This window comes from Bradyrhizobium sp. USDA 3262, from assembly GCF_054060035.1.
On the sequence record NZ_JBSSCT010000001.1, the window covers coordinates 7,104,411 to 7,129,209 of the forward strand.

Here is a 24,799-nt window from a genome sequence, read left to right on the forward strand (position 1 = left end):
CCTCAAAGCGTCAGGTTTTCAGACGGCAGCCCGAGAGCCACCCGCCCGTAATTGGTGCCCGCCGCGTCGAAATTGAACGCGAGATGCGAATTCACCGCATGCGCGTCGCGGAACTGGCGCTGCAACGCTCCCGAGGTGAACAGGCTGCGTGCGCCGCCCGCCGCAAATAGAAGAGACACGGCCTCCGTGCACAAATTGACCGCGAACGCGCCGTCGCGCCGGAGCTTCGTCTTCGCTGCAATGTCCGGGATATCTCCTCGCCGGACCTCCGCAAGCGCCTCAACGCAGTTCGTGCGCATGATCAGGCGCGCGGCATCTATCTTCGCCGACGCCTCGGCGATCTTGATCTGTGTGCTTTGCAGGTCGCCGATCTTGGCCCGGTTATATGTCGAAGCGCGGTGTCGCGCGATCTCGACATAGTCATCAAGGCAAGCCTGCGCATTTCCCAAACCAACCCCGGACAACACATAGGGAAACAACGAAAAGACCGGAAGCATGTAGAGCGCATTCGGATTGACGACACTGCCCGGCGTCGCACCTCCCGCCAGATCGCTGACGGCAACCGTCATATGCTCGGGAACGAATGCGTCGGTTACCCGCACGTCGTTCGACCCCGTCCCGCGCAAACCAGCCGCATTCCAGGTGTCGTCGATGCTGTAGTCCCGCTTGTTCAACAGGAATAGCCGATACTCGACACCATCGGCCTCATCATCCGAGGCGACCACGCTCGCGAGCATGTTCCATCCGCAGGCTTCCACCCCGGAGGAAAACGGCCAATGACCACTCAGAACATATCCGCCACCTGTCTTCCTCGCACGACCTGCCGGGAAGACAAAGGAAGACGCGATCAGCGCATCCGGATCCTCTCCCCACACCGCGCTCTGCGCTTCGGGCGCGAACATACCTAGCATCCAGTGGTGGCTTGCAAGGTTGGCAAAATTCCAGGAGACCGAGGCGTCTCCCTGCCCGAGGGCATCGGCGCAGTCGACCAGTGCAACATAGTCGAGTTCGCTGCCTCCGACGCGCTTGGGCTGCAGAATCCGGAAAAGGCCGCTATCGAGCAAATCCCGCTCGGTCTCCGGCGGCAATCGGCGCAGCTCTTCGGTCCGCGATGCCCGCTCGCGCAAAGCCGGAACGAGCGCTCCGGCTCGTGCGACCATGACCGAATAACGATCCATATCCGGGCCTGGCTGTACCTTCGTGTCGAGCCCGCGGTCAACCTCAACCATGGTCTCTTCCTTCGTTCGATCTCCAAGACATTTGCACGTGCGATCGAGCCGTCAACTCAGTTTATCGATCGATCACCAGAGATCAAGACGCGCAAGCCTGCATTTCGCGATTTCAACGCTCAGGATCCACGACTGCCGCCGGGCGCCCATTTGAGGAAACGCTTCCAGCGATGCTTCGTTCGCACTGCACACGCCCATTCTAGCATTCCCGCGCCCAAGATTCGATACCAGCTACGACCGCTGCTTGCCGAAGGGTGTTACCCATGACCAGAAACTGAAAAAAGCCCGGCGGCCGAAGCCACCGGGCGCTCCACGTCATTGAATTGTTCGCAACAACCCGAACCAGGTCGCGTGGCCTAGACGAGTTCCTTCCGCCAATACAGCGTGTGCTGCCATGCCCAGGGCGAGACAGGTTCGAAGAGCCGATACCCTTGCCGGATAAAATTGTTGGCCGAGAAAATGTTATCGGTGGTATCCGAAACGATCGCCTTCCAGCCGGCACGCCGCGCTCGTGCTTCCAGCGCGCGAGTAAGCCGCACCTGCAGGCCGTGGCCGCAGTGTGGCATCACGACGCCAACGCGGCACAGATATCCAGCATTTGTAACATGGGTTGAAGGAACGACACCCGCGAATGCGACTGGCTTCGCTCCACAGAACGCAATCCACCAATATCCTTGCTCGAAGTCCGGTACACGGGTCCCGTCGCAGAATATCAGCTGGTGAAGCTCGGCGAGCGAGTCCGCCACCGCCTCGTCCTGGGTTTCGACCTCGCGTATCTGATACATTTCTGCGCCTCAATAATTCTGTTGTCCGCCAAGGCGCCCAGATCTGTGTCCAAGGACATCAATCCGCTCCGCGCTCTGCGAGTCATTTTCCGAGCGTGGCCTTGATGCCCAACCAAACGGCTCCGAGAAAACCCGTGGCAATCACAGTGATGACCGCCTTGAATGTATAGCTCTGCGCCTGCTCGACGCTTCGTCGCCACCGCCGGAGGTGCTGAAAATCGGCGCGCAGTTCGCGTCGGTCTCCCTCTTCAAAACCGAATGAAGACAAAACAGTCGCAATCGTCTTGACCACCACGGCGTCGATATCGCTTCGTCGTACCCGATCCTGCTCAATCAACGTTTCCATTACGATCGCTTTGACATCAGCTTCGTGCATGCGATCACCGTCGAATGATGCGCGCGACATTCTCGAACGTGCGTTTTCCAAAATAGAAGCCCATGATCATGCCAGCCCAGGTGCTTACGTCTCCCGCGAGCTGCGGCGTCGTTCCAAGACCGAGAACCTTGTCCCACACGACGCATTTTCCCGATCCGCGGCCACCGAATGCACCCTTGTAACGCGCCGGCCGCAACAGCGGCTCGAACACTTTTGCCGTTAGAATTTTCAGGATCGACAAGACTACTCTCGATGAGGCAAGATCGATTGAGCGCCGGGCAGCTACCTTGCTGCAATCGTCGGCCGTGAACTGTCATTGACGAGCACGCGGCCTGATCAGACTGGCAAGCCAATTATTGAAATCCATCTCCGGAATGTCGGAATTGTCCAGAAAGCGAAAGACCGACGGCGGCAACGGAGGACTCGGCATAGGCTGTCCATCGATGGGAGCCCGAGGCTCGGCCATTGGGGATGCGAATCCTCCGAAGCGCTCGCTGAATGTGGCGGGACGCCCCGGTTTCGTAGCCCGTGGAACGAACGGCACGGCCGGTGCTCCACCGTCGAATCTGGCCTGGCTCTCGCCCGCCGTCGGTACTCGCACCAGCCGCCGGACAGGCGCTCCGTTGCTGTCCGATTCTTGCGGAGAGCCGTCAGGTGGCCCCACGAACGATCGCGTCTCGTAGAGCGGTTGCGACGATATAGCTGATCCCGCCGAAAACTGTCCGCCGGTGCCAAACCGGCCGAAGGCGCCAGCCGCCCTCGGCGCCGGATTGAGATAATCATAACGGGGATTGCGCGGCGCGTCCGCGCGCGGCAACAGGCTGCCTGGAGGTGAGGCAGGATGATCGGGGGAATTCAAAGGGTCGTTACCGAAGAGTTCTTCCCAATATGCACGATCCGAATCATAAAGATTCCATGCCTTGAAATAATCGCGGAGCCCGAACTCTCGATTGATCCTGTCGGCATATGCTTCAGGCTTATTCGGCTCGCCCCCATCTACAGTTTTGCGGAAGACCTTTCGTCCCGCCCATTGGGCAGCCCTCCTCTCAAGTTCTCGAGCAACTTCTTCCAGAATCAACTGCCACATGAGTACTTTCAGCCTTGGCACGAGGTCCGCCCGAATTGGTCCGAGTAAGTTTGGCCCGCGCATGCGCGATTTCGGGAAGACGTCTTATCGTTGTCGAGTGTTTTCAGAATTTGTTCGCTTGGGAGCGGCTACCGGCGGACGGAACGCAGAACCACCGCAAGACCGGCGCAACAGAATGCCAACCCGATCAATGCTGCGAACATCGTGCGATTTATCGCAACGAATGCCATCGCCGGCTCTTCCGCCGAGACCCTTATCGGTCACACCGATTACATCAGCGCACGAAGAACAAGACCGCCGCTAAACAGAGAGCACAGATAATAAGTCCGATCCCGCCGGCAGCGCTCGCCCCCAGCTCTACTCTTCCGAGCCCGTCACGCCTGGCACCGAGCCAGCCGAACTCTCGTTGGTCGTTCGACATGCCGGGCGCCACGCTAATTCTTCCAAACGAAAGAAGTGGCAGGACAAACCGCGCCACGTTGTAACCAACGAGGTCGACAAAAAACAATACAAGCAGTTCAACAGCCGTCGCGACGATCCACATCAGACTCTCGCCATAGCAGCACTTTTTGCGCGGAGCACGCCATGATAGATATCATGCTGATCCGTGCCCTGGTAGGGCGGTTCTGCAGCACGGTACCGCGAGCGGCGACAGGAGTGGTCCGGCCGCGAGCGGTGAAGTGATTGAACGCATTCGAACAGACGTCGGACAAAGGCAGTTCGAGCGCTCTGCCTCAGAGAGGATTGCGCCCACGCCTCTCAGGTATTTTCGTCTTCGACTTCTTCGGGCTCGACGATGATCCGTTCGATGCGGTGCACAAGCTCTAGCGCTCCGTCACCGTTCTCGATCGCCTGCGGCGCTTTACCCCAGCCGCGATCGAGGATGGCGTTGGCAGCGGAAACGCGGGCAGCCGGGGTTGCGCTGGTCGACCGCATCACGCCGACCAAAGCGTTGAGTGCGCTTCGCGTATGGCTTCGAGCAAGCGAGCGTATCTGCGTAATCGTTTTCGCCACTCATTTCTCCTGCCAATCGGTCGGGAGGTATTCGCTCGGCGCCGTGTCGATGCAATTCGTCTCGGGATCGGGCAACACGGAGCGAAATGCGATCGTGGGAAAGTCCGTCGGCTCGCGATCCTGACGGGCTCGCGGGATGAACTGGATGATCTCGGCGCTCATGCTGCGGACTCCCATAGGGCGAGGGCAAGCAGGCCCGCCAGCGCGAGCGATATCAGATAGGCGGTCATGTAAACCTCATTGATCGGCCGTGGGCGTGCGACACGGCCATGGAATGGAATGTGCGGCAGATCGCGCAGCGGGCGGCGATCTTTGGGGCGCGAACCTTATCCCTGACGAGTGGGGCCGCGGGCGGCGCCGGCTTGCGCCGCGCCGCAGGACCGGCGCGTTCGCGCGCACCGGCCAATTCGGTTGATCTTTTCAAAGGGTTCGGACGGCGGCGCGCTTGCGACGCTCAGGCGACGGGCTGGGAGGATGTGGCGTCGTGACGGTGCGGCCGCCGTCCGATTGGTGAAACGGCAAAGAAAAAGCCCGCCGCGGATTGCTCCGCGCGGGCTCAACAATTTCTGATTTTCGGATTATGCCCCTGAGTTGCCCGACGTGTCAAACCCTTTTTTCGGGCTGAATGCGATCGGTAAAATGCGATGCGTCGGCTTCGACGGTGAGAAACCGCCTTGAGCGAAAGTTTGCGCATTGATCCGGAATCGCAACGCCAGCCGGCGCCAAGTGCCTATGCTTGCTGCGATGATCTCAGTGTGCCGCTGAGTTGCCCGACGCGTCAAGCGGACGGTTCACAGTATTTGGATCGACATCAATACAGTTTTGGCTCGCGTCGGTCGAACTGACCCGCGCCGCATTTGATTGCAAGGAGGAAGCGTCGATGTATTTCGTTGCTGCCGTGCTCGCGGTCCTGTCCGGCCTGTTCTACGCCGCGGGCCATCATCAGATCGGCTCTCTTGGTGCCACCATGTGCCAGTATGGCGGCATGTTCTGCGATAGTCCGGTGCTGGTTCTCGTCGGTGCAGGATTTGCAGCAGCGTGGGGCATGCTGGTCAGCGTTCGCTGATCATCCCGCGATATTTCCGACGATGATTTTGTGCCGCTGATTTGCCCGACGAGTCAATTCCTGCGGCCTGCGTCGGGATGTGATCCCACCAACACCGGCATCTATTGCGGCGTGCTCGGATTTGCCGGATGAGCGGGCTTTGGGCCGGGTGGAACAGGCTCGATCGGTGCCTTGGGCTCGGTCGGTATTACCTTTGCGCCAGCGGCTCGGGCCGCCTCGCCGGTCGTTGAGTAGTTGGCCGAAGCGGCCGGCTGCACGTTCGGCTTGTTCCACGGACCGTGATCCACGATCAGCATGCCGAGCACGCCGAGGATCGCAACCACGGCCGCGACCAACAGCGGCGTGCCACCATGCCGATTTCGATGCTTGACCGAACCGCCATCCGCAATGCCATGCGCCTGCATTGTCATCATCGCCTCCTCCACGGAAACAAGCCGCGACCCGCGCGTAAGTTTCCGGTTCCCGAATGTGAAAGCGAGGCATGTCGGTGGAACCAATCCACCGCTGCGGAATTTCTGAGATATGTGGCCGCCACCGCCGTTCAGAACGGGCGGATAGCAAAGGTGGTGGTCACTTGACGTCAGTCAGTGGCCTTGAAATCGCGGCACCGCACATGAGCTCCGAAATACCCGAGTCCCCGCTTCAACCCACACTCGGTGAACGAGCGATCGACACCGCGACGGACGTCTCGCGTACGATCACGGAGGTGTCGGACGGACTTCGAGCGGCCGCCGATCGCCTCAGCGATGCCATCGCGACCTCGCGCCGACCGGGCGGAGCCCTGGCCACCGTGAGTGCGGTCACGCGCGAAGCGCCGCTCGCAAGCCTGTTTCGTCGCGTTTCTGCTCGGCGTCGCCGTCGCGCGCCGGCGCTAAAGCGTCGATGGGACCGCGAAAGCCGCCCTAGAACTTCCCCTTCGTCGCGTCCTTGGTCGCCGACATCACGCTACCGCTGATCTGCCGCATATGTTCGCCGGCATTGGTGAACTGGCTGCGCAGGAATTCCGACTGGATCCGCATCGCCTCCTGCAGATCCGTTGCGTGCACGAGCTTGCGCGCATGCTCGAACGCCGCCTTCATGTTCTGCTCGGTGAACGACAGCGCTTGTTTGGAGATCTCGGTACCGGCGCCCGGCATCGTCGTCATCGACTTGCTCGCGGCATCAAAGAACAGGCTGAAGGCCTGTTCGGCCTGGTCGATGGTCTTTTCCGCGAGATCGCGCAACTCGGCTGGAACTTCAAGCTTCGGCTCAATCATGATCGCGCCCCCTGAAATAAGCGTCTGGCGAGGTTAGCATAGATTGTGACGGCGTCAGCGCCGGATCGCAGCCATGAAAGCCTCACCCGTTCCGGCCGATCGAGGAAAAATTACCTAGCCCGGACCGACAGCCGATTCCAATCATGTCAGCACTGTGGCATAGTGATTCGGCTTCTTCGTCGGTCGCGTTCGCGTCTCTGGGGAATAAGGGGATCCGATGCTGCGCGCCGTTCGTCCAACACCGACCTGCACCTGGTTCAAAACCAGCATAGAGATGCCGTGCATGAAGTGCGGCACGCAAATGCGGCTTGCCTTGATCGAGCCGCGCGACCAAGTCTACGACGTGCTGACCTATCAGTGCACGCCTTGCAATTCCGGTGAAAGCTTCCTGAACGCGCGCTAGACCGGGCGCCCGTTCAGTCGCTCAGCACGGCGGCCCCCGCCTCTGTCAGCCCCGGCTCGTCGTCATGCAGCTCGATCAGACCGAGCTCAGCGAGGATGTGCAGATCCTCGTCGCTGACCGGTGACAATTTCAGCCTGCCCGCCTGGATATCCCGCAAGGTCCAGCGCAAGCCGATCGCGCGTTCGAGTGGAAATTCCGCGAATGGATTATTTGCCATGCGCCTCGACTAGTGCGGCATTTGGATCAGACTTTGTCGTTGCCGCGGCGGCTTCATGGACACCACAGATTGATGGCGGCTGGCGCGATCGAGGCGCACATTGCCTCGATCGCGCCAGCGCTTCATGCATCGCTCGCAGCGGCTCAGTAGCGGTAGGGATCGATATCGAGAAGCGGGAATGCGCTGAACACGCTCGGCAGATTGGTCGGCATCGCCGGATGTAGGTAGGATTTGTCCAGTTCGGCAAAGCTGGTGACGCCGAGCAGACCGAGGCAGCGGATCACCTCGTCCTCCAGCAGTTCAAGCATCCGGACAATGCCGGCCTCGCCGGCCGCGGCGAGCGCCCAGCATTGCAGGCGGCCGATGCCGACAAGATCAGCGCCCGAAATGATTGCCTTCACAATGTCGGTGCCGCGGCAGAACGAGCCGTCGACCATGATCTTGGCGCGGCCGGCGACCGCCTGAACGATCTCGGGCAGGACATGCATGGACCCACGGCCATGGTCGAGTTGTCGGCCGCCATGATTTGAGACGTAGATCCAGTCGACCCCGTGGTCGAGCGCGATCTTGGCGTCTTCGGCGGTGGCGATCCCCTTGAGGATAAGTGGAATCTTGAACTTGTCCTTGATCAACTTCACCGTCCGCCATTCCAGCCCCTTCTGGAAATCGCCGCCGGTGGCGCGGATGCGGCTCTCGCGGACATAGCGCTTGGCTATGTCGCGCTCACGCCGGCTGTAATGGGCGGTGTCGACGGTGAGGCAGAACGCGGCGTAACCGTTGTCGATGCTGCGGCTGACCACATCCTCGACAAAGGCATCGTCGCCGCGCACATAGAGCTGGAAGATGCGAAGCGCATCCGGTGCCGCCTTGGCGGTGTTCTCCAGCCCGGGCTCGGACACCGAACTCAGCATGTGCGCCGCGCCGAACGTTCCCGCTCCGCGCGCGACGGCCGCGCCCGCATCCGGATCGAAGATCTCGAGCGCGCCGACCGGGGCGATCATCACGGGAAGCCGGAGCTTGCGTCCAAATACCTCGGTGGAAGGATCGACGTTGATGACGTTGCGAAGGACGCGCGGCCGGAACGCGATCTCGTCGAGCGCCATTCTGTTGCGGCGCATCGTGGTCTCGGTCTCCGAGGCGCCGACGATGTAGTCCCAGGCGTTCTGATTCAGCTTGGCGCGGGCCTTTCGCGCGAATTCGTGCAGGTTCTGGAATTCCTCGCCGCTGGCGCCGAGTTCGACATTGCGCGCCTGTCGAATGGGGGTCCCGTCATTCATGGTGTTTCTTCTCCCGATTTGGCCGGCACATTAGCCGCAGACAAACCGGAAAAGCTACCACCTTGAGCCACGAATCCGGCCAGCGAAGGCCAGCTATTCGCTCGTGAGATAGATCGGCTTTCGACGCGAAGCGGCCGAGTCCAGACGGCCTCGCCCGAGGCGAGCTAGCTGCCCGAAAACCGGTTTCGGTACTCGGTCGGCGATACGCCGAGGTGGCGCAGGAAGGCCCGCCGCATTCGCTCGTCATCGCCAAATCCCGCGCGCTTGGCGACCTCGACCACGCCGCCGATCTGGCGGCTTTCGAGCAGCAAGCGCGCGGTCTCCACGCGCAGCGCCTCGACGCCGCTTGCGGGTGTCATGCCGGTGCGGCTGACATAGGTCCGGGCAAAGGTGCGCGGCGTCATCCCCGCCTTTTCCGCGAGGGTCTCGACCTTGAGGTCGCTCGTGATGTTCTCGATGATCCAGGCGTGCAGCGCGCTGAAGCGTCCCTCGACGTCCGATGCCTGGGCGGCAAGGACGGTCGAGAACTGGCTCTGACCGCCCGGCCGTTTCAGAAACACCACAAGTCTGCGCGCAACATCGAGCGCAATGGTGTGGCCGAAATCCTCCTCGATCATGGCGAGCGCCAGATCGATGCCGGCGCTGACCCCGGCCGATGACCAGACCCGTCCGTCCTTGACGAAGATCGCGTTGGGCTCAACCCGGATATTGGGAAAGCTATCCTGCAGACGGGGACAATAACGCCAGTGCGTTGCTGCCCGCTTGCCGTCCAGAATCCCGGTCCAGGCCAACGCAAATGCGCCAAGGCAAACCGACGCGATACGGCGCGCCTTCGGCAGCGCCTCCGCGATCCAGTTCATCAACTTCGCGTCGTTGCGGATCTTCCAGATGCCGGGCCCGCCGGGGATCACCAGCGTGTCGACCTCGGCGGGCACAATACTGTCGATCGGCGCCGTGTCGATCATCATGCCGACATCGGTCGGCACCAACCCGCCGGAGGTCGACAGGTAGGACAGCGAGTAGTCCGGTCCCGGCAGCTCGATCGCTTCCAGTTCTGCGAACACCTGCGCCGGTCCCGAGATGTCGAGCAAGGTCACACCCGGAAAGGCAACGATCGCGATTCGCCGCGTTGCTTTCTTGTCGCGCGGCTCAGGCCGGGGCGCTTTGGCAGTTTTCGAGGGCATATTGTCCTTTAAGCCATTCGAGGCTGCCCTGTATAGCTCGCAATGGAATTCTGGAGCTCTGCCATGTCGCGAAATCTGGGCAGCGGATACGAGGCGATCAAATCGCCTTGGACGGATTACGCGATCTACAGTCTACCCGATGCCTCTCGGGTCGAAGCCTGCGACCGTCAGCCGCTGATGGACGCCATGAACGGCATCATTGCCGTCAACTGGCAGGCCACCGAGCCGCACTGGACAGCAACCTCCTCGCCCTTCGACAAGAAATACAGCCTGATCCTTGTCTACGATCGGTCTGGCCTCATTGCCTTCTCGGTCTACCGCGTCCTGGAGATGTCGGCCGGACTTGGAATCTATCGCAGCGGCACGGAAGTGCTTCCGGCGCACCAGGGCCGCGGCTTCTACGGCTTCTTCACATCGGAAGTCCTGAAATGCTCCGGCGCCGCCGCGAGAGCCGAGGGCAACGTGCTCTACGGCTGGCGAACCCGCAACCCGATCGTCTGGGCAGCGAACGCTAAGATTTGCGAAAAAGTGACTCCATCTTTGCTCGACGATACGCAGGATCTCGCCCTGCAGGCGGCCTGTATCGAGATGTGCACCTCGCTCTATCCGGGCAAGCCGCTCGAACTGCCCGACATGATCATGCGTGGCGCTTACGGCCACATTAAGCACCATCGGCAGGCCTATCATGGCACCGCGTCGCTGGTCGATGCCGCGATGTCGCGGAAGATTCCGAATTCAGCGGATGCCCTTTTCTCGGTAGGTTACGCGAGGGTGTGATGTCGATGCTCGGACAACAAGCTGTTTATGCCCCGACGTCGCGCTTCACCGATCGCACCTATCTCGCGTGGACTGCGGTGGCCATCGCTTACGCCATAGCCTTCCTGCAGCGCGTATCGCCGCAGTCGGTCAGCCTCAGCTTCATGCACGACTTCAACACCGACGCGGCCGGCGTTGCGATGCTCGCCTCAAGCTACTTCTGGGGCTACACCTTGATGCAGATTCCGGCAGGCCTTCTGGTCGACCGTTACGGCGTCAAGCGCGTCGTCCTCGTCAGCATGATCGCCTCCTCGCTCGGCAGCGCCGCGTTCGCGCTGGCACCGAACCTGCTCGACGTTTTTGTTGCACGCCTGATCGTCGCCTGCGGCGATGCGCTGGTCTTCACCGCACTCCTGAAGCTCGTGGCACAGAGCTTCGCGGATGAGCGGTTCGGCATGATGTCGGGCATTTCGCAGGTCTCGGGCTATGTCGGAGGCGTCATCGCGACCACGCCGCTTGCAGCCGCAGTCTCAGGCTTTGGCTGGCGGGCCTGCTTCCTGTTCATCGCGTGCATTGGATTGGCCAACCTCGCTTTCGCCAAGCTCGCGCTCAAGCCAGATCCGGCCTCGCATAGCAACAAGACGCTGAAGGGCGTGATGACCGCCGCGCGGCAATCGCTGGCCCATGTCGCGAACTGGGGTTGCGCAATGACGTTTGCGTCGCACTTCGCGGTGGTGACGACGCTGTCGGGCGTCTGGGGCATTCCGATGGTCGCGCACTTCTTTCACATCTCCCCGACGGCGGCCGGCACGCCCCTGCTCGCCTTCATGATCGGCAATGCGCTCGGCTCGATCTTCCTGGGTCACGCCGCCGATCGCGCCGCGGCGGCGCTTGACCGTGCGCTGATCGGCATTTGCGTACTGCGCATGCTGCTGATCGCGATGCTGCTGCCGCCGATCGCCCAGACATTTGGACTCGCCTACGTCACCGTCGTGTTCACTGCCTTGGGGCTCGTCGCCGGCGGCACCGTCCCGCTGGTGCTGAAATGCGTCAAGAAGCTCTACACCGCCGATCTGATCGGCGTGGGCGCATCCGTGAACACCACAGCCGCCGGAATCTTCGCCGGCATCTCGCAGCCCATCATCGGCTTCGCGATGCTCGCCGCCAGCAACGCCTCGGGGACCGACGCCGTACACAACACGGCCGCGATCGGCGACGGCGGCTACAGCGCCTTGATTGTCATTCTGCTTCTCATGTCGCTGCCGGGCATTGCCGGGCCGCTCTTGATGAGAAGCAAGTTGATAGCTCGTTAGTGTGGTTATGAGTGTAGGGGGTGTTATGGAGCGCTTGTTCTTGAGAAAAGGCGAAGTCGCGTCAAACTTTCCGGTCAGCAGCTGGCAGAGCGTGATGTTCTCCGAGTTTGAAGCGCAGATGAGCAGCGAGGCAAGGCCGTTCCCTTGCGTGTTCGGCGTGACCGGACATCGCCAGGATCAGCTCCGCTACCTTTTCCTCGATCCATATGATGTGGCGGTGCTGGGCGAGCAACTCGGGCAATATGTCTCGCAGGCGCGCTCGTTCGGTCCCAACACCTCGTTGATCGTGTTCACGCGGCCCCGCCCGGTACAGACGCTCGACGCCTATTATCGCAAGATGTGGCTGACGCTCGACCAGCTCGCACGGCTGGACAAGAACCCGTGGCCATCGGAGATTCCGGAACAGATCGACCACCCGATGTGGGAGTTCTCATTTGCGGGCGAGCCGATCTTCGTGGTCTGCACGACGCCCGCGCATGTGATGCGGCAAAGCCGCCGGTCCAGCGCCTTCATGCTCACGTTCCAGCCGCGCTGGGTATTCGAGAAGATTCTCGGGACGGAGAAAGCCGCGAACGCCGCGTTCGCGGAGGTGCGCAAGCGCCTGATCCCGTACGACAGCGCGAGCCCCTCTCCGCTTCTTGGCCGCTACGGCGCAACCGACGGCCGCGAGTATCTGCAGTACTTCCTGCACGACGACAACAATGCGAGCTCGGGCTGCCCCTTCGCCAAGCTCGCGCAGAACAAGGCGCAACCGATCGCGAACAAGGAGCAGGCAGCATGACCCAGATCATCGCAGGCACGAAGACTGAATTTGCCATCGACACGGAGATCCTGGACCTTCTCCCGGCCCAGGGCTCGGTCGAGCTGCAGCATGATGCGGCCGGCAAGGTGCATCAGTTTCATACCCATCCGGTCGACGAGATCCTGATGATCATCAGCGGCCGGCTGAACTTCATCTGGGATGGCGGCGAGCGGGTGGTCGGCTCCGGCGACACCATCCTGCTGCCAGCCGGCACGCCGCATCAATCCGAAGCGCTCGAGGGCGGCGCAATCTACGTGATCGCGACGCAGCCGCCCGCCAAGCCGATGAACAACTGACGCACAGGAAAGATTTGCGAGCACCTCAGGACAGTGAGGGATCGCGCGGCGGCTCAACCGCCAAACGTTCGACCAGCTCGATGACCTCGGAACGCTGATCGGGCGCAAGTCGAAGGAAAGCCTTCAACAGTCGCAGGCTTTCCAGTGTTTCGCTCGATGGAGCTCCGAGCTTCTTCTGCAGCTCTGCAACGTATGTGGGATTTTTCATCTCGCACCTTAAGTGAGGATTACGAATGGCATACCCAGGTAAACGTGAAGGCTTGGCCCAGAAGGTCGACACCGCAGCACAAGAGGCCGAACGCCTCGGCCTCACCACGGCAACCCTCATCCTCCGGATGGCACGCCTCGAGATTGATCGGGCGGAGCCCGAGGAAGTTGAAAGTATGCCAAGGAACAACTTGCGCAGCAAGCCGAACTGAGTTCCCGAAACGGACCAGCTCCCGGGCCGCCGGCGACGCGCCGGGGCCTGCGACGCCTGAAAGACATCTCGCGAGGCGAGAGGATTCCTCTCGCCCGCGGTCAGGTTGGTTTGCGAGTAGTTGATCTTTTGTGCAGGCCGAGCACGCTGGAGCGTTTTCGAGCGAAGCGGATACCGGTTCGCGTCAAGGAAACGCCTCAAACTGGAATCTAGGAGCCCCGTTCCGATTCCATCGGAACGGAAAAGGCTCTAGCCGGTGTTGCCTGCCTTGCCGAACGCGCCAGCCTCGGCCAGCGCGGCGATGCGCCGGTCGTCGTAGCCGAGCGTCTTGCTCAACACGTCCTTCGTATGCTGACCGAGCAGCGGAGCCGCAATGGGATCAACGGTCGGCGTCAGGCTCATATTGACCGGCGACTCGATGTTCGGAACCGAGCCGGCGGTTGGATGCGCAATCCTGCTCAGGCGATGCCGGTCGCGGACCTCGGGCGCGTTGAACCCCTCCTCGACCGTCCGCAGATAGCCAACCGGAATGTTGGCCTTCTTCATCTTCGCCATCCAGTTATCGAGCGTGTCGCCCGCAAACACACTGGCAATGATCGCGCGCAGCTTCTCCTTGTTGGCGGTCCGCGCCTTGCGGTGAGCAAACTCGGGATCGGTGACGAGATCCGGGCGTTCCAGCACGTCGGTGACCAGCCGGCGATACAGCCGGTCATTGGCGCAGGCCATGTAGAGCGGACCATCGGACGCCCGGTAGACGCCGACGGTCGGCGAACCGTTCGGAGAGTTGCCGAAGCGGCCGGGATTGTTGCCATTGATGAGATAGGCCATGCCGTAGAAGCCGGTCATTGACACCGCGGTGTCGATCAATGCGACCTCGACCTGCTGACCGCGACCGAGCCGATCGCGCGCGATCAGCGCCAACAGGATGGCGTTGCAGGCCGACATGCCCGTTGCCATGTCGACGATCGGCGGCCCGGTGCGCACCGGCTCGCCATCCGGAAAGCCGTTGAGCGACATGAAGCCGCTTTCGGCCTGCGTGATCGGGTCGAAGCCCGGGCGCAGCGCGAAATCGCCTTTGCGGCCGTAGGCGGAGATCGAGCAATAAATCAGCCGGGGGTTGGTCGGCGCCACCGACGCGTAATCGAGACCGAATTTCTTCATCACGCCGCCGGAGAAATTCTCCACCACGACGTCCGCCTTGGCAATCAACGCGCGCGCGACCTCGAGCGCGGCCGGATTGTTGAAATCGAGCGCAATGCCGCGCTTGTTGCGATTGAGGCTCAGATATGCCGCGCTCTCCCCGCCGATTTCGGCGTGCTCATAGGCGCGCGTGTCATCACCGCCGTCCGGGTTTTCGATCTTGATGACTTCGGCCCCGAAGTCGGCCAGCGTTTGCGTGCAGGCCGGGCCGGCCACGACGCGGGTGAAGTCGACGACCAGCAGGCCGTCGAGCGCCGTCGGAACTCCCTCCCCGCGCGGCGTGCGCCCCGGCAATTCTGGTCTGGTCATGATCTGACGCTTCCTCTGTTATTTTGTCAGGCGAAATACGACGGTCCCTGCCAAGACCGGCACTGCTCGCCTTTTAGCGGAAGCTCGTCAGCAAAACCAAACCCGGATTTTGCAGGGCGGGACCATCGTCGGACATGGCTGTCAATGGTCAGGACGACCGGCGGCGCGGGCGGCCGCCGACATGGTCAGACGCCTCGCATGCGAAGCGAGCCTGCCGGATACCGATCTGTTGGGCGGAGCCCATACGAAGACGGGTGGCGGCACGCCGCCGCCACCCGCTTTCGTGATGGAGAGCCTTCGGGCTATTCGGCGATCATTTCGCCGGAGCCACCGAACTCGGCCGGAAAATCCTTCAACTTCGGCAGGCCATCGCGTATCTGCAGCACTGCCTCGGAATAGTTGACGTGAACGCCCGGGCTGAATTTCAGCGTCGGGATCGTTGCGGTGAACACGTCGACGAGCCCGAGCGTCGGGTGGTTGGTCATCAGGTGACCGCCGCACTTTGTGCAATATTTGCGCTGGCTCATCGCGGTCTTCTCGAATGTCGCGATGTGGTCGGCACCCTTGGTGACCTCGACCGCCTCGGGCTTCCAGAGGCTGAACGCATTCACCGGACCGCCAGACCAGGAACGGCATGAACGGCAGTGGCAATAGCCCATTGCCTCGGGCTCCCCGCTGACCTTGAGTTCGACGGCGCCACAAAAGCAGTTTCCAGTGTGATTCATCGGTCGGTTCTCCCTTGGGTTATCTTGATTGGGCTCCGCGTCGGCATCGATCCACGTTGCTCGTGGTGTTCGTCATGCAGAGAAGATGTACACAGTGCGTAGCGGCAAACTCCCTTGCGTGGACGTACCAGACCCTTCCCCGCGCGAGAGGCCTCGAATGCAGGCAGGTCGTCGACGCGACGGAAGTTACATGAGAGTCCGTGCCGCTGTCGACCATCTTCGCCACAGCCTGGCCGGGCCCAATCCCGACCGCACACAAGGAATGAGTTCAGTGTGAGGCAAGGCACAGTCATGTCGTGAGTTGCTGCCGTGCCGGATTCCAGCGCGGCAAACCGGCACGTCAGCAATCACATCAGCGTTGACGGTCCTTCACCGGAACCCTGCTTGCCGTCGCAAGCCCGTACATCAGCGCCAGCCGATCCAGGCATTCCTTGAGACGCCGCACAAAATAGTCTTGCCAGCGCTGCGTACGCAGTCCGCGCCGCTGTCCAACCTGCTCCATGGTCATGCCGAGGATCAGAACATCGTGCACCAGTGCCGAACCGTCGGCGCCGAGTTCATGCTCGGCGCGATTGAGGCGCAACGTCGCCTGGCGCTGCCCCTCGGTGATCGGCTCGCGTCGCAGGCCGCCATCGACATATTCGCGTGTCGTATCCACCGCGCGCGGGCCGCGCTCGGCTTTTTCCCAGTCGTTCTGGAACGCCCGGCCGCTCCGATACTGCGTATCGTCGATCTGGCGGTGCGCATGCAACCGGCCGAGCGGATCGTTGCGGATCGAGCGAAAGGCAACGATCTTCTCGCCCGGCTCGAGCGCAAGGGGATCGTCGACCTCGACGGTCGCCACCTCGGCATTAAAGGGCAGATCCTGGGCACGTCGATCGTGCACTCCGGCGGGATCGTACGGCTTCCGGCGCTTGGCTCGCGACATTGGTAACCTCCAAAATGTCTGATGATGGGCGCGCGGAGGCTTCCGCGCGATCGCGGTTGCGGACCGATGTCCGTCGGTCAGGTGATGAATTGCCTCAACCGGCCCCGATGGCTTGAAGCCAGGCGGCGCTCAACACCGGCCTCGCCGTGGCTTCAGGATCGCGACTCAGGTGAAAATGCGGGGTGCAGTAGCTCGAGCCCGACCGGCACGGATGACCGCAGAAGGTGATTGTCTCGCCGTCGCCATCCCCGCCATAGGGATAGCGGCAGTCTCCGGGCTTAAGGTCGAGCAGCGAAAGATGCCGCGGCACGACCGTGGCGCAACGAAGTTGCGGCATCTCCACCGTTTCAATGAAGATCCTTGGCCCGCGAAGCAAATCGGGCGTCGGTTCGGCGAGCCCTTCATGCAGCCGCCCGATCCTTGGGAGCTCCGGCAGGGACGGTTTGGGCGGATCGAGGTGCCCCGGCAGGGACGGCTCGAGCCTTTCGAGGCCCGCCAACCCCATGCGCTGCGCCCGGCTGAGCGCCGCATTGCGTGTATAGGCCGTATTGAAGGTAGCGTTGATCGTGTCAGCGATTTCCGAATAGGACAAGCCGCGGGCGCGGAGGTCCTGCAAGGCTGCCGAATGCTCCGGCAGCCAGTTCATCGTTTCCATTCCAAATTCCCATTTCTGTCATTCCGCCGGCGCCTCGCACACCTTCCGATATTCCGAAGAAAAAGTCAAGCTTGTTTCTGATAATCGTAACGGATATAGTGTGTCCGGGTTTGGGAAAGGATGAAACATGCTGGACGCGGCACTGATCGAACGAGCACTGGAAAAGACCGGGAAGAGCAAAGGCGGGCTTGCCCGCGCGATGGGGGTTCGGGCTGGGGCCGTCTCCGAAATCCTGTCGGGAATAAGGTTGATCAAGGCATCCGAGATTGCCCCGATCATGGAGTATTTGGAGCTGAATTCGGTGCCGATCGTGGGCCGGGTCGGCGCCGGCGCCTCGATCCAGCCGGAGCTTGAGCAGGTCCCGCCGGAGGGGCTCGGCGAAATCGAGCTTCCGTTCCCGGTGACGGAGGAGACCGTCGCTTTCGAGGTCTCGGGCGATTCGATGCTGCCGAAATACGAGAACGGCGACGTCATCGTGGTGTATCGCGAGCAGCGCTATCCGCTGTCGAGCTTCTACGGAGAGGAAGCCGCGGTCCGGCTGAAGAGCGGCGAGCGGTATCTGAAGACGATCGAACGCGGCAGTTCGTCCGGCACCGTCAACCTCAAGAGCTTTAATGCCAAGCCGATCAACGGCGTAAAGCTCGAATGGATCGGCGAAATCTGCGTCACCCTGCCCCGCGGCCAGATCGAAAGGCTGCGCGGCAAGTCGGCGGCGAAGGGTCGCAAATCTGCCCGGACTCAGGGCGGGCGATCGTCCGAGAAGTAACCGTGTTGCTTCAGGGACCGGCCGGACCGATTCGGACGCCTTCGAGCCGAATCGGTCCGGCTATGCATGCGTGAATTTCGGTTTTCAACAATTCACCTTGACATACTTCCGATTATCGGAAATAATGCCCGGTGACAGTCAGAACATCGAACGATCAGGCAATGCAGTATTTCGTCGTGATGATCGACTATGGCCGCCGTGGCCGCGAGGCGATCGTCGATCCCGAAATGACACGACGCGACGTCGTCTCACGAATCGCCTCGGGAGAATATGCGAACATCAGCTTCATTCACGAGATTGCCGAGCGTTCGGTCGAGGATGTCACGGACGATCTCCTGGCCGAGGCCGCCTTGCCGGAGCTCCCCGTGACCGGCGCGAACCTGCAAGCCAATACGCTCGATCACGCCCGCGACCTGCGCAAACACGAGCCGGTCTGACACCGCTCACGAGTTGATTGCGAAAACGTGATCTTTCTTGAGCCGGCCACTTGGCCGGAACCCGAAACGGACTAGATAGGGTTCACGCAAAGTCTATTCGGACCAGGCGCGGGTTCCCTCTAGATTAGCGATTCGTTTCTCGGGCCGGCAAATTTCAGCTTCAGATGACTTCGACAACAAACGCCGAGATCGCGAAAGCCGATGGCGATCTCAGGATCGCGCTGCTGCTTGGCATCGCAAACTGGTTTCTGTTTCTGGACCATATTCCGCACAACGTTGTCGGCGCGCTGACCATGCGCAACTTCGGCTTCAGCGGCGCAACCGACCTTTTTGTGTTCGTCGGCGGCTACGCCGTGACGCTCATCTACGCCAGGATGACGCTGGAACGCGGATTCCTGGTGGCCGCAACCCGCATCTTCAAGCGCGTATGGCAGCTCTATGCCGCCTATATCGTTCTGTTCGTGATCTATGTCGAGTTGATCAGCTATGTCGCCACCCGGACCGCGGCGCCCGAGATCATCAGCGAGTTCAACATCACCGGATTCATCGACCACCCGATCCGGACGTTGATCTACGGCCTGTTCCTGCAGGCCAAGCCGCTCAATCTCGACGTGCTGCAACTCACCATTGCCTTGATGGCGTTCCAGCCCATCATCGTGTTCGGGCTGTTGTACGTGCCGAACGTGACGGTCGTCGCGTCCGTGACCATCTATGCGGCTGGCCGGCTGCTCAACTGGAACCTGTCGTCATATCCGTATGGAGACTGGTATCTCAATCCGTTCTGCTGGCAATTGCTGTTCGTGATGGGCGGCTGGCTCGCGCTGATCGGCGCGCGATATGCACCCGCGATCCGCGCGATGCAGGCTGCTCCCGCGCTGCGCGCCATGGCATTGCTGTATCTGCTGTTCGCCCTGACGATCGTCTCGAGCAGCGATATCCCGGCACTCGCGCAAATGATGCCGAGCGGGCTGAGCGATATGCTGCCGCCAAACGACCGGGAGGATGTCGCGCCTCATCGCATCCTGCACTTCCTGACCCTGACGTTCCTGTTCACGTGGCTGGTGCCGCGCGATTGGGAATACCTGCGATCTCCCGCCTTGCAGCCGATCATCAAGTGCGGCGAGGAATGGCTGGCCGTGTTCTGTGCAGGCGTCTTCCTCTCATTCGCCGCGCACCTGATCCTGATTACGGGCCCATACTCACTGGCAAGGCAGGTAGCGGTCAGCATCGCCGGCATCGCGGCGATGACGGCCGTCGCCTACTACGTCTCGTGGTCGAAGCTGCAGGACGGCAAGTCGGCCGTCGCTCATTCCTGATTCCCGCGGTTCAGTCGATCGCCAGCGACCGCCGCAGCCGCACCTCGCTCTCGCGCAACATGGCGGTGTCCGGCCTCCGGCCCGCCTGCCGACTATTTCCTGCGCGACGCCAGGATCTTCTCGGCGGCGCGCAGATGCGGCTTGTCGAGCATCTTGCCGTCCATCTTGGCGACCCCCGATGGGTTATTGGCGAACGCAGCGATCACCCGCTCCGACCATGCGATTTCTTCATCCGTCGGCATGAAGGCCGCGTTGACGACGTCGACATGCTTGGGGTGGATCACGGCCTTGGCGAGGAAGCCATCCTGCCGCGCGGCGATCGCCTCGGCCTTCAAGGCATCGAGATCGTTGATGTCGGTCGCGATGGTATCGATCGCGACGACGCCGGCGGCGGCCGCGCCGATCAGGCAGAGATCGCGCGCCAGGATAAAAGGAGAGTGATAGCGGCCATCGCTGCGGTTGCGCGTTGCCCCGAGCGAGGCCGCGAGATCCTCCGCGCCCCACATCATGCCCCACAGCCGCGGGCTCATGTTCTCGAAATCGAGGATTTTCAGCACCGACCGCGCGGTCTCGGTCGCGACCGTCACGATCCGCGTGGTGCCCTGCGCGATATCAGAGGCCGCTTCGAATGCGTCGAGATAGAGTGCGAGCCTGTTGACGTCGGCGGCGCCGGCACATTTCGGCAGTACGATTCCATCGGGTTTGCCCGGCATCACGGCGGCGAGATCGCCGAGCGTCAGGTCGGTGTCGAGTGCGTTGACGCGGATATAGAGCTTCTGCTCCGGGTTGCGTGCATCGAGCATCTGGCGCGTGATCCCGCGCGCGACCACCTTCTGGTCCGGTGCGATGGAATCCTCGAGGTCGAGAATCAGCGCGTCGGCCGCGGTCTTCTTCGCGCTTTCATACTTCCGGGTGCTGTCGCCGGGAACGAACAGGAACGATCGCATCGCTTACGCCTTCGGCTTGCAGTGCATCAGGCCGGTGCGGCGGCAGCTCGCCACCACCTCGCCGCGCTGGTTGGTCATGGTGTGCTCGAACTCGACGATGCCCTGGGTCGGCCGCGACTTGCTGGCGCGCTTGCCGATGATCCTGGTGTGCGCCTTCAGCGTGTCGCCATGGAACACCGGCTTGGGGAACTTGACGTCGGTCATGCCGAGATTGCCGACGGTGGTTCCCAATGTCGTGTCGTATACGCTCATGCCGATCATGATGCCGAGCGTATAGAGACTGTTGAACAGCCGCTGGCCGAACTCGGTCTTCTCGGAAAAATGTGCGTCGATATGCAACGGCTGCGGGTTCATGGTCAGGAGGCTGAACATGGTGTTGTCCATCTCGGTCACGGTCCGGCTGAACTCGTGGTGGAATTCCTGCCCGATCTCGAACTCCTCGAAATACAATCCAGCCATTTACCGTCCCTTGTAATTGGGTGCCCGCTTCTCGACGAACGCATTCAGCCCTTCCTGGCAGTCTTCCGTCGATGCGACCACAACAAAACTTTCCGCCGTGTTTTCCACCGAGCGGCGGAAATCGGCATCGACCGAACGCATGAAGGCGTCGCGTCCGATCTTCATCACGATCGGCGATTTCGCCGCGAGCTTGCGTGCGATCTCGCGCGCCCGCGCAAGCGCAGTGCCCTTCGGCACCACCTCGCTGAGCAGCCCCATGCGAAAGGCGGTCGCGGCATCGAAGGGCTCGCCAAGGAACAGCGGGCCGAATGCCTGGTGCTTTCCGACCAGCCGCGGCAACTGCACAAAATGGATCGCCGGGATCAGGCCGACATCGATCTCGGGATAGCCGAATGTCGAGCCGTCGCCCGCGACGATCATGTCGCAGGAGATCGCGATCGTCATGCCGCCGGCGCGTACCGCGCCATCGATCGCCGCAATCGTCGGCTTGCCCATGCGATACTGCGTATCGTTCAACGCGAAGTATAGCCGCTCGAGGAATGTCTTGGTCTCGATCGCGGGCTTGCCCCTGACGATGTCGAGATCGAGGCCGGCGCAAAACACCTTATGGGCGCTGCTGACGATCACAGCCCGCACCGCCTCATCATCGCGCGCCTTCGCCAGCGCCCGCCAGCAGCGCGTCGATCAGGGGGATGCTGAGCGCATTCACCGGCGCGCGATCCAGCACGATCTCCGCAATCTGGTCGGTGACCGAGTAACGAACGAGGTCGGTGCTCATGATGTATTGCCTCCCGTTAGCTCTTGGCCTGCCGCGCGGCGCCCGACAGCAGCAGGCCGTCGATCTCGGCGGAACCGAAGCCAGCCTCCGTCAGCACGGCGCGGCTATCCTGCCCGACGTCAGGCGCGGGGCAAAGGTGATCCTCGGACAGGCTCGCGATCCCCGGCGTGCGTGGCGTATAGACCGCGCCGACGCCAGGTGTGTCCTGGCGCACCGATGCCCTGGTCGCCTCGACATGGACATTGCGCAGCCATTCGCCGGGATTGAGGATCCGCTCGGCGATGATATCGGCCGCATGCAGCCGCGTGAGCCAGGCATCCGTCGCCTGGGTCAGGAACACCTCGCGCAATTGCGGAATCAGCGCGTCGGCCGCATCGGCGCGGCTGGCGAAGTCGGCAAAACGCGGATCGCCGGCGAGATCCTCACGGCCGATCGCACCGCACAGCCGCTTGTATTGCGGCTCGTTCACCAGGGTGACCATCATCCAGCCGTCATGGGTCTGGTAGGTGCCGGCCGGAACGTTCAGCGCGCGCGGCGCGCCGCCCTCGAGGATGAACTCCGCCACCTTGTGACCGAGCAGCGCCGACGTCGACTGGCAGAGATTGACGTCGATCCAGCGGCCGGTGCCGACGGTCGCACGCGCGAACAGCGTCGTGGCGATGGCCTGGAACGCATAGACGCCGGTGACGACGTCGGAAATCGTGGTGCCGACCCGATGCGGCACGCCATCGACGCCGAGATTGACCGAGACCAGCCCCGAGAACGCCTGCGCGACCGAATCCGAGCCGGGCCGCTTGGCGTAGGGGCCGCTCTGCCCGAAGCCGCTGACCGACAGATAGACCAGGCCGGGGTTGTCGCGCGACAGGCCTTCATAGCCGAGCCCGAGCCGCTCTGCGACACCCGGGCGAAATCCTTCGATGAAGACGTCGGCCTCGCGCGCCAACCGCTGCGCGATCGCGATCCCGTCCTTGTGCTTCATGTCGAGGCACAGGCTGCGCTTGCCGCGGTTGTAGACCGCCGACAGCGTCGTGTGATTGCCGTAGGTCGTGCCGAGATAGCGCGACCAGTCGCCCTCCGGCGGCTCGACCTTGATGACGTCGGCGCCGTAGACACCGAGCAGCATCGCGCAATAGGGCGAGGCAATCCCCTGCCCGAAATCGAGTACCTTCAGCCCGCGATACGGCGCTTCATGCGTCGGCGTCAGCTTGCCCGCCATTTGTCCTCCCATCGCTGTCGAAGAGCCTTGTCCTTGGGGCATGATCCCCGTGCAAACGCTGCGCGTTTGTCGCGAGGGAAAACCGCTGCGCGCTTTTCCCGGATCATGCCCTACAGCGCCAGATAGCGCTGCCGGATGTTGTCGTTGGCCTTCAGCTCTTCGATCGAGGATGTGTAGACGATCTGTCCCTTGTCGATAACCGTCGCGTGGCTCGCAAGGCCAAGGCAAAAATGCATGTTCTGCTCGGCGATCAATACTGTGGCACCGGTGCCGCGGAGTTGCCGCAGCAACTCGCCGATGCGCTGCACGATGATCGGAGCCAGCCCCTCGCTCGGCTCATCCAGCAGCAGCAGCACCGGATTGCCCATCAGCGTGCGGGCGATCGCCAGCATCTGCTGCTCGCCGCCGGAGAGCCTTCCGGCGATCCGGTGCCTCAGCGGCTCGAGCAGCGGGAACACGTCATAGACGCGGCGGATCGACCACTCGTCCTCGCCATCAGGTCCCTTCTTCTGGCCGATGACGAGATTGTCCTCCACCGTATGCTCGGGAAAGATCTGGCGGTCTTCCGGCACGAAGCCGAGCCCGGCTCGCGCGATGTGATGCGGCCGCATTCCTGAGACCACCTGGCCGCGCAGGGTCACGTTGCCGCGGCGCGCCGGCGTCAGCCCCATGATGGCCTTCATGGTGGTCGACTTGCCGGCGCCGTTGCGGCCGAGCAGCGCCATGGTCTCGCCCTGCCGCACCGACAGGCCGACGCCGAACAGGATCTGGCTGGTGCCATAATAGACGTCGAGGTCGTCGACCTGCACCACCGGCTGCGCGCTCATGCCACCGCTCCCGCGTGGTCGTCGCTGCCGAGATAGGCCTCGATCACGGCATCATTCCTGCGGATCGCGTCCGGCGTCCCGGTCGCCAGGATGCGGCCGTAGCACAGCACGACGATCCGAGGCGCGATCTTGAATACGATGTCCATGTCGTGCTCGATGAACACGACGGTGATCTTCTGCTTCTCCCAGAGCTCACGCACCTTGTCGATCATGCGCCAGCGCTCCTCGGTGCCCATGCCCGCGGTCGGCTCGTCGAGCAGCAGCACCTTGGGCTCGAGCACCAGCGCGAGCGCGATATCGAGCAGCTTCTGGTCGCCGTGCGACAGCGTCGCCGCGGTCCGGTTGCGCTTGCCGGCGAGGCCGAGCAGCTCCATCGCATGCTCGGCGCGGTCGCGCGTCTCGGCCAGCGGAAACCGGCGATGCATCACGCCGGCGCGGCGCTGATCGGCACAGACGGCAGCGAGCATCGTCTCCTCCACCGTCAGCGACGGGAAGATGCTCGCGACCTGGAAGGCGCGACCGATGCCGTGGCGCACGATCTCCGGCGGGGCCTTGCCGGCCATGTCGACGCCGTTGAGCAAAATCTGCCCGGCGTCCGGCCGCAGCGCGCCCGTGATCAGGTTGAAGAACGTGCTCTTGCCGGCGCCGTTGGGGCCGATCACGGCGGTGAGCGAACCGTCGGCGAAGTCGAGCGAGACGTTGTCGGTCGCCTTGACGCCGCCAAAGGATTTCGAGAGTCCGCGAATCTCCAGCATGG

35 protein-coding genes and 1 pseudogene are annotated in these 24,799 nt (G+C 62.3%); 11 read left to right on the forward strand and 25 right to left on the reverse strand.

Features of this window, described 5'->3' with window-relative positions; genetic code table 11:
- Nucleotides 1–2 precede the first annotated feature (2 nt).
- From ACVWYP_RS33565 to ACVWYP_RS33600, 8 genes are all read right to left on the reverse strand, one after another.
- Entirely contained in the window at nucleotides 3–1,178 is a 1,176-nt protein-coding gene (locus ACVWYP_RS33565) for an acyl-CoA dehydrogenase family protein (RefSeq protein WP_439711213.1), read from the reverse strand.
- A gap of 407 nt (nucleotides 1,179–1,585) precedes the next feature.
- On the reverse strand, nucleotides 1,586–2,014 hold the full coding sequence (locus ACVWYP_RS33570) for a GNAT family N-acetyltransferase (RefSeq protein ID WP_028343166.1): 429 nt from the start codon (nucleotides 2,012–2,014) through the stop codon (nucleotides 1,586–1,588).
- A gap of 82 nt (nucleotides 2,015–2,096) precedes the next feature.
- Nucleotides 2,097–2,390: a hypothetical protein gene (locus ACVWYP_RS33575; RefSeq protein WP_028343167.1), complete on the reverse strand. Its 294-nt coding sequence runs from the start codon at nucleotides 2,388–2,390 to the stop codon at nucleotides 2,097–2,099.
- A gap of 4 nt (nucleotides 2,391–2,394) precedes the next feature.
- On the reverse strand, nucleotides 2,395–2,631 hold the full coding sequence (locus tag ACVWYP_RS33580; RefSeq protein WP_304496276.1) for a hypothetical protein: 237 nt from the start codon (nucleotides 2,629–2,631) through the stop codon (nucleotides 2,395–2,397).
- A gap of 72 nt (nucleotides 2,632–2,703) precedes the next feature.
- On the reverse strand, nucleotides 2,704–3,477 hold the full coding sequence (locus ACVWYP_RS33585) for a hypothetical protein (RefSeq protein ID WP_304496277.1): 774 nt from the start codon (nucleotides 3,475–3,477) through the stop codon (nucleotides 2,704–2,706).
- Nucleotides 3,478–3,751: 274 nt separating this feature from the next.
- Nucleotides 3,752–4,021, reverse strand: a complete 270-nt coding sequence (locus tag ACVWYP_RS33590; RefSeq protein WP_229188825.1) for a hypothetical protein — start codon at nucleotides 4,019–4,021, stop codon at nucleotides 3,752–3,754.
- A gap of 215 nt (nucleotides 4,022–4,236) precedes the next feature.
- The gene (locus ACVWYP_RS33595; RefSeq protein ID WP_304496278.1) at nucleotides 4,237–4,491 is read right to left on the reverse strand and encodes a hypothetical protein; all 255 of its coding nucleotides are present in this window, start codon (nucleotides 4,489–4,491) and stop codon (nucleotides 4,237–4,239) included.
- The gene (locus tag ACVWYP_RS33600; protein ID WP_304496279.1) at nucleotides 4,492–4,653 is read right to left on the reverse strand and encodes a hypothetical protein; all 162 of its coding nucleotides are present in this window, start codon (nucleotides 4,651–4,653) and stop codon (nucleotides 4,492–4,494) included. It lies immediately after the preceding gene.
- Between the two features lie 718 nt (nucleotides 4,654–5,371).
- Between ACVWYP_RS33600 and ACVWYP_RS33605 the strand changes: the two genes are divergently transcribed.
- Nucleotides 5,372–5,557 carry a hypothetical protein gene (locus ACVWYP_RS33605; protein WP_028343172.1) on the forward strand — a complete coding sequence of 62 codons (186 nt, stop codon included), beginning with the start codon at nucleotides 5,372–5,374 and terminating at the stop codon, nucleotides 5,555–5,557.
- A gap of 101 nt (nucleotides 5,558–5,658) precedes the next feature.
- Here the strand turns inward: ACVWYP_RS33605 and ACVWYP_RS33610 are convergent, their stop codons facing one another.
- Nucleotides 5,659–5,961, reverse strand: coding sequence for a hypothetical protein (locus ACVWYP_RS33610; RefSeq protein WP_051002873.1), 303 nt, complete (start codon nucleotides 5,959–5,961; stop codon nucleotides 5,659–5,661).
- A gap of 209 nt (nucleotides 5,962–6,170) precedes the next feature.
- Between ACVWYP_RS33610 and ACVWYP_RS33615 the strand changes: the two are divergent.
- A pseudogene (locus tag ACVWYP_RS33615) lies at nucleotides 6,171–6,432 on the forward strand (hypothetical protein).
- A 27-nt stretch (nucleotides 6,433–6,459) separates the two neighbouring features.
- Here ACVWYP_RS33615 and ACVWYP_RS33620 read toward each other — a convergent pair.
- The gene (locus ACVWYP_RS33620; protein ID WP_028343174.1) at nucleotides 6,460–6,813 is read right to left on the reverse strand and encodes a phasin; all 354 of its coding nucleotides are present in this window, start codon (nucleotides 6,811–6,813) and stop codon (nucleotides 6,460–6,462) included.
- 217 nt (nucleotides 6,814–7,030) lie between these two features.
- On the opposite strand from ACVWYP_RS33620, the gene ACVWYP_RS33625 reads away from it, so the two are divergent.
- Complete coding sequence (locus ACVWYP_RS33625) at nucleotides 7,031–7,216, forward strand: hypothetical protein (protein ID WP_304496280.1); 186 nt, start codon at nucleotides 7,031–7,033, stop codon at nucleotides 7,214–7,216.
- Between the two features lie 13 nt (nucleotides 7,217–7,229).
- Here ACVWYP_RS33625 and ACVWYP_RS33630 read toward each other — a convergent pair whose 3' ends face one another.
- The 3 genes from ACVWYP_RS33630 to ACVWYP_RS33640 form a co-directional block, all read right to left on the reverse strand.
- Nucleotides 7,230–7,433 (reverse strand): hypothetical protein, encoded by a 204-nt coding sequence (locus ACVWYP_RS33630; protein ID WP_028343175.1) that lies wholly within the window; start codon nucleotides 7,431–7,433, stop codon nucleotides 7,230–7,232.
- 143 nt (nucleotides 7,434–7,576) lie between these two features.
- Nucleotides 7,577–8,710 (reverse strand): alpha-hydroxy acid oxidase, encoded by a 1,134-nt coding sequence (locus ACVWYP_RS33635; RefSeq protein ID WP_456684266.1) that lies wholly within the window; start codon nucleotides 8,708–8,710, stop codon nucleotides 7,577–7,579.
- 164 nt (nucleotides 8,711–8,874) lie between these two features.
- The gene (locus ACVWYP_RS33640; protein WP_304496282.1) at nucleotides 8,875–9,894 is read right to left on the reverse strand and encodes a GlxA family transcriptional regulator; all 1,020 of its coding nucleotides are present in this window, start codon (nucleotides 9,892–9,894) and stop codon (nucleotides 8,875–8,877) included.
- Between the two features lie 42 nt (nucleotides 9,895–9,936).
- Here ACVWYP_RS33640 and ACVWYP_RS33645 point away from each other — a divergent pair, with 42 nt between their 5' ends.
- The 4 genes from ACVWYP_RS33645 (at nucleotide 9,937) to ACVWYP_RS33660 (ending at nucleotide 13,061) form a co-directional block, all read left to right on the forward strand.
- A complete protein-coding gene (locus ACVWYP_RS33645) occupies nucleotides 9,937–10,671 on the forward strand; it encodes a hypothetical protein (RefSeq protein WP_304496283.1) in 735 nt (244 codons plus the stop codon).
- A complete protein-coding gene (locus ACVWYP_RS33650; protein ID WP_304496284.1) occupies nucleotides 10,671–11,963 on the forward strand; it encodes an MFS transporter in 1,293 nt (430 codons plus the stop codon). Before ACVWYP_RS33645 ends, ACVWYP_RS33650 begins: the two co-directional genes overlap by 1 nt.
- A 94-nt stretch (nucleotides 11,964–12,057) precedes the next feature.
- Nucleotides 12,058–12,744: a YqcI/YcgG family protein gene (locus tag ACVWYP_RS33655; RefSeq protein ID WP_245288834.1), complete on the forward strand. Its 687-nt coding sequence runs from the start codon at nucleotides 12,058–12,060 to the stop codon at nucleotides 12,742–12,744.
- Nucleotides 12,741–13,061, forward strand: a complete 321-nt coding sequence (locus ACVWYP_RS33660) for a cupin domain-containing protein (protein WP_304496285.1) — start codon at nucleotides 12,741–12,743, stop codon at nucleotides 13,059–13,061. The genes ACVWYP_RS33655 and ACVWYP_RS33660 overlap by 4 nt, the downstream gene beginning before the upstream one ends.
- 25 nt (nucleotides 13,062–13,086) lie before the next feature.
- Here ACVWYP_RS33660 and ACVWYP_RS33665 read toward each other — a convergent pair whose 3' ends face one another.
- Nucleotides 13,087–13,269 carry a hypothetical protein gene (locus ACVWYP_RS33665; protein WP_016847357.1) on the reverse strand — a complete coding sequence of 61 codons (183 nt, stop codon included), beginning with the start codon at nucleotides 13,267–13,269 and terminating at the stop codon, nucleotides 13,087–13,089.
- Between the two features lie 52 nt (nucleotides 13,270–13,321).
- Between ACVWYP_RS33665 and ACVWYP_RS33670 the strand changes: the two genes are divergently transcribed.
- Nucleotides 13,322–13,480 (forward strand): hypothetical protein, encoded by a 159-nt coding sequence (locus ACVWYP_RS33670; protein ID WP_225645895.1) that lies wholly within the window; start codon nucleotides 13,322–13,324, stop codon nucleotides 13,478–13,480.
- Nucleotides 13,481–13,728: 248 nt separating this feature from the next.
- Here the strand turns inward: ACVWYP_RS33670 and ACVWYP_RS33675 are convergent, their stop codons facing one another.
- From ACVWYP_RS33675 to ACVWYP_RS33690, 4 genes are all read right to left on the reverse strand, one after another.
- The gene (locus ACVWYP_RS33675) at nucleotides 13,729–14,991 is read right to left on the reverse strand and encodes a CaiB/BaiF CoA transferase family protein (protein WP_304500345.1); all 1,263 of its coding nucleotides are present in this window, start codon (nucleotides 14,989–14,991) and stop codon (nucleotides 13,729–13,731) included.
- A gap of 299 nt (nucleotides 14,992–15,290) precedes the next feature.
- The gene (locus ACVWYP_RS33680; protein ID WP_026193083.1) at nucleotides 15,291–15,713 is read right to left on the reverse strand and encodes a GFA family protein; all 423 of its coding nucleotides are present in this window, start codon (nucleotides 15,711–15,713) and stop codon (nucleotides 15,291–15,293) included.
- 352 nt (nucleotides 15,714–16,065) lie between these two features.
- Entirely contained in the window at nucleotides 16,066–16,641 is a 576-nt protein-coding gene (locus tag ACVWYP_RS33685; protein WP_304496286.1) for a DUF6456 domain-containing protein, read from the reverse strand.
- Between the two features lie 94 nt (nucleotides 16,642–16,735).
- Complete coding sequence (locus ACVWYP_RS33690) at nucleotides 16,736–17,296, reverse strand: GcrA family cell cycle regulator (protein WP_304496287.1); 561 nt, start codon at nucleotides 17,294–17,296, stop codon at nucleotides 16,736–16,738.
- Between the two features lie 127 nt (nucleotides 17,297–17,423).
- Between ACVWYP_RS33690 and ACVWYP_RS33695 the strand changes: the two genes are divergently transcribed.
- The 3 genes from ACVWYP_RS33695 (at nucleotide 17,424) to ACVWYP_RS33705 (ending at nucleotide 19,815) form a co-directional block, all read left to right on the forward strand.
- On the forward strand, nucleotides 17,424–18,062 hold the full coding sequence (locus ACVWYP_RS33695) for a LexA family transcriptional regulator (protein ID WP_304496288.1): 639 nt from the start codon (nucleotides 17,424–17,426) through the stop codon (nucleotides 18,060–18,062).
- 161 nt (nucleotides 18,063–18,223) lie between these two features.
- On the forward strand, nucleotides 18,224–18,499 hold the full coding sequence (locus ACVWYP_RS33700; RefSeq protein WP_038383504.1) for a hypothetical protein: 276 nt from the start codon (nucleotides 18,224–18,226) through the stop codon (nucleotides 18,497–18,499).
- 164 nt (nucleotides 18,500–18,663) lie between these two features.
- Nucleotides 18,664–19,815, forward strand: a complete 1,152-nt coding sequence (locus ACVWYP_RS33705; RefSeq protein WP_304496289.1) for an OpgC domain-containing protein — start codon at nucleotides 18,664–18,666, stop codon at nucleotides 19,813–19,815.
- 92 nt (nucleotides 19,816–19,907) lie between these two features.
- On the opposite strand, the gene ACVWYP_RS33710 is transcribed toward ACVWYP_RS33705, so the two are convergent.
- From ACVWYP_RS33710 to ACVWYP_RS33740, 7 genes are all read right to left on the reverse strand, one after another.
- A complete protein-coding gene (locus ACVWYP_RS33710) occupies nucleotides 19,908–20,762 on the reverse strand; it encodes an HpcH/HpaI aldolase/citrate lyase family protein (RefSeq protein WP_304496290.1) in 855 nt (284 codons plus the stop codon).
- 3 nt (nucleotides 20,763–20,765) lie between these two features.
- Nucleotides 20,766–21,221: a MaoC family dehydratase gene (locus ACVWYP_RS33715; protein WP_016847346.1), complete on the reverse strand. Its 456-nt coding sequence runs from the start codon at nucleotides 21,219–21,221 to the stop codon at nucleotides 20,766–20,768.
- Nucleotides 21,222–21,857, reverse strand: coding sequence for an enoyl-CoA hydratase/isomerase family protein (locus ACVWYP_RS33720; RefSeq protein ID WP_456684267.1), 636 nt, complete (start codon nucleotides 21,855–21,857; stop codon nucleotides 21,222–21,224). It abuts the gene before it with no gap.
- Between the two features lie 7 nt (nucleotides 21,858–21,864).
- Nucleotides 21,865–21,999: a hypothetical protein gene (locus ACVWYP_RS33725; protein ID WP_456684268.1), complete on the reverse strand. Its 135-nt coding sequence runs from the start codon at nucleotides 21,997–21,999 to the stop codon at nucleotides 21,865–21,867.
- Nucleotides 22,000–22,015: 16 nt separating this feature from the next.
- Entirely contained in the window at nucleotides 22,016–23,215 is a 1,200-nt protein-coding gene (locus ACVWYP_RS33730; RefSeq protein ID WP_304496292.1) for a CaiB/BaiF CoA transferase family protein, read from the reverse strand.
- 110 nt (nucleotides 23,216–23,325) lie between these two features.
- The gene (locus ACVWYP_RS33735) at nucleotides 23,326–24,042 is read right to left on the reverse strand and encodes an ABC transporter ATP-binding protein (protein WP_304496293.1); all 717 of its coding nucleotides are present in this window, start codon (nucleotides 24,040–24,042) and stop codon (nucleotides 23,326–23,328) included.
- Nucleotides 24,039–24,797, reverse strand: coding sequence for an ABC transporter ATP-binding protein (locus tag ACVWYP_RS33740; RefSeq protein WP_304496294.1), 759 nt, complete (start codon nucleotides 24,795–24,797; stop codon nucleotides 24,039–24,041). The genes ACVWYP_RS33735 and ACVWYP_RS33740 overlap by 4 nt, the downstream gene beginning before the upstream one ends.
- Nucleotides 24,798–24,799: the final 2 nt, after the last annotated feature.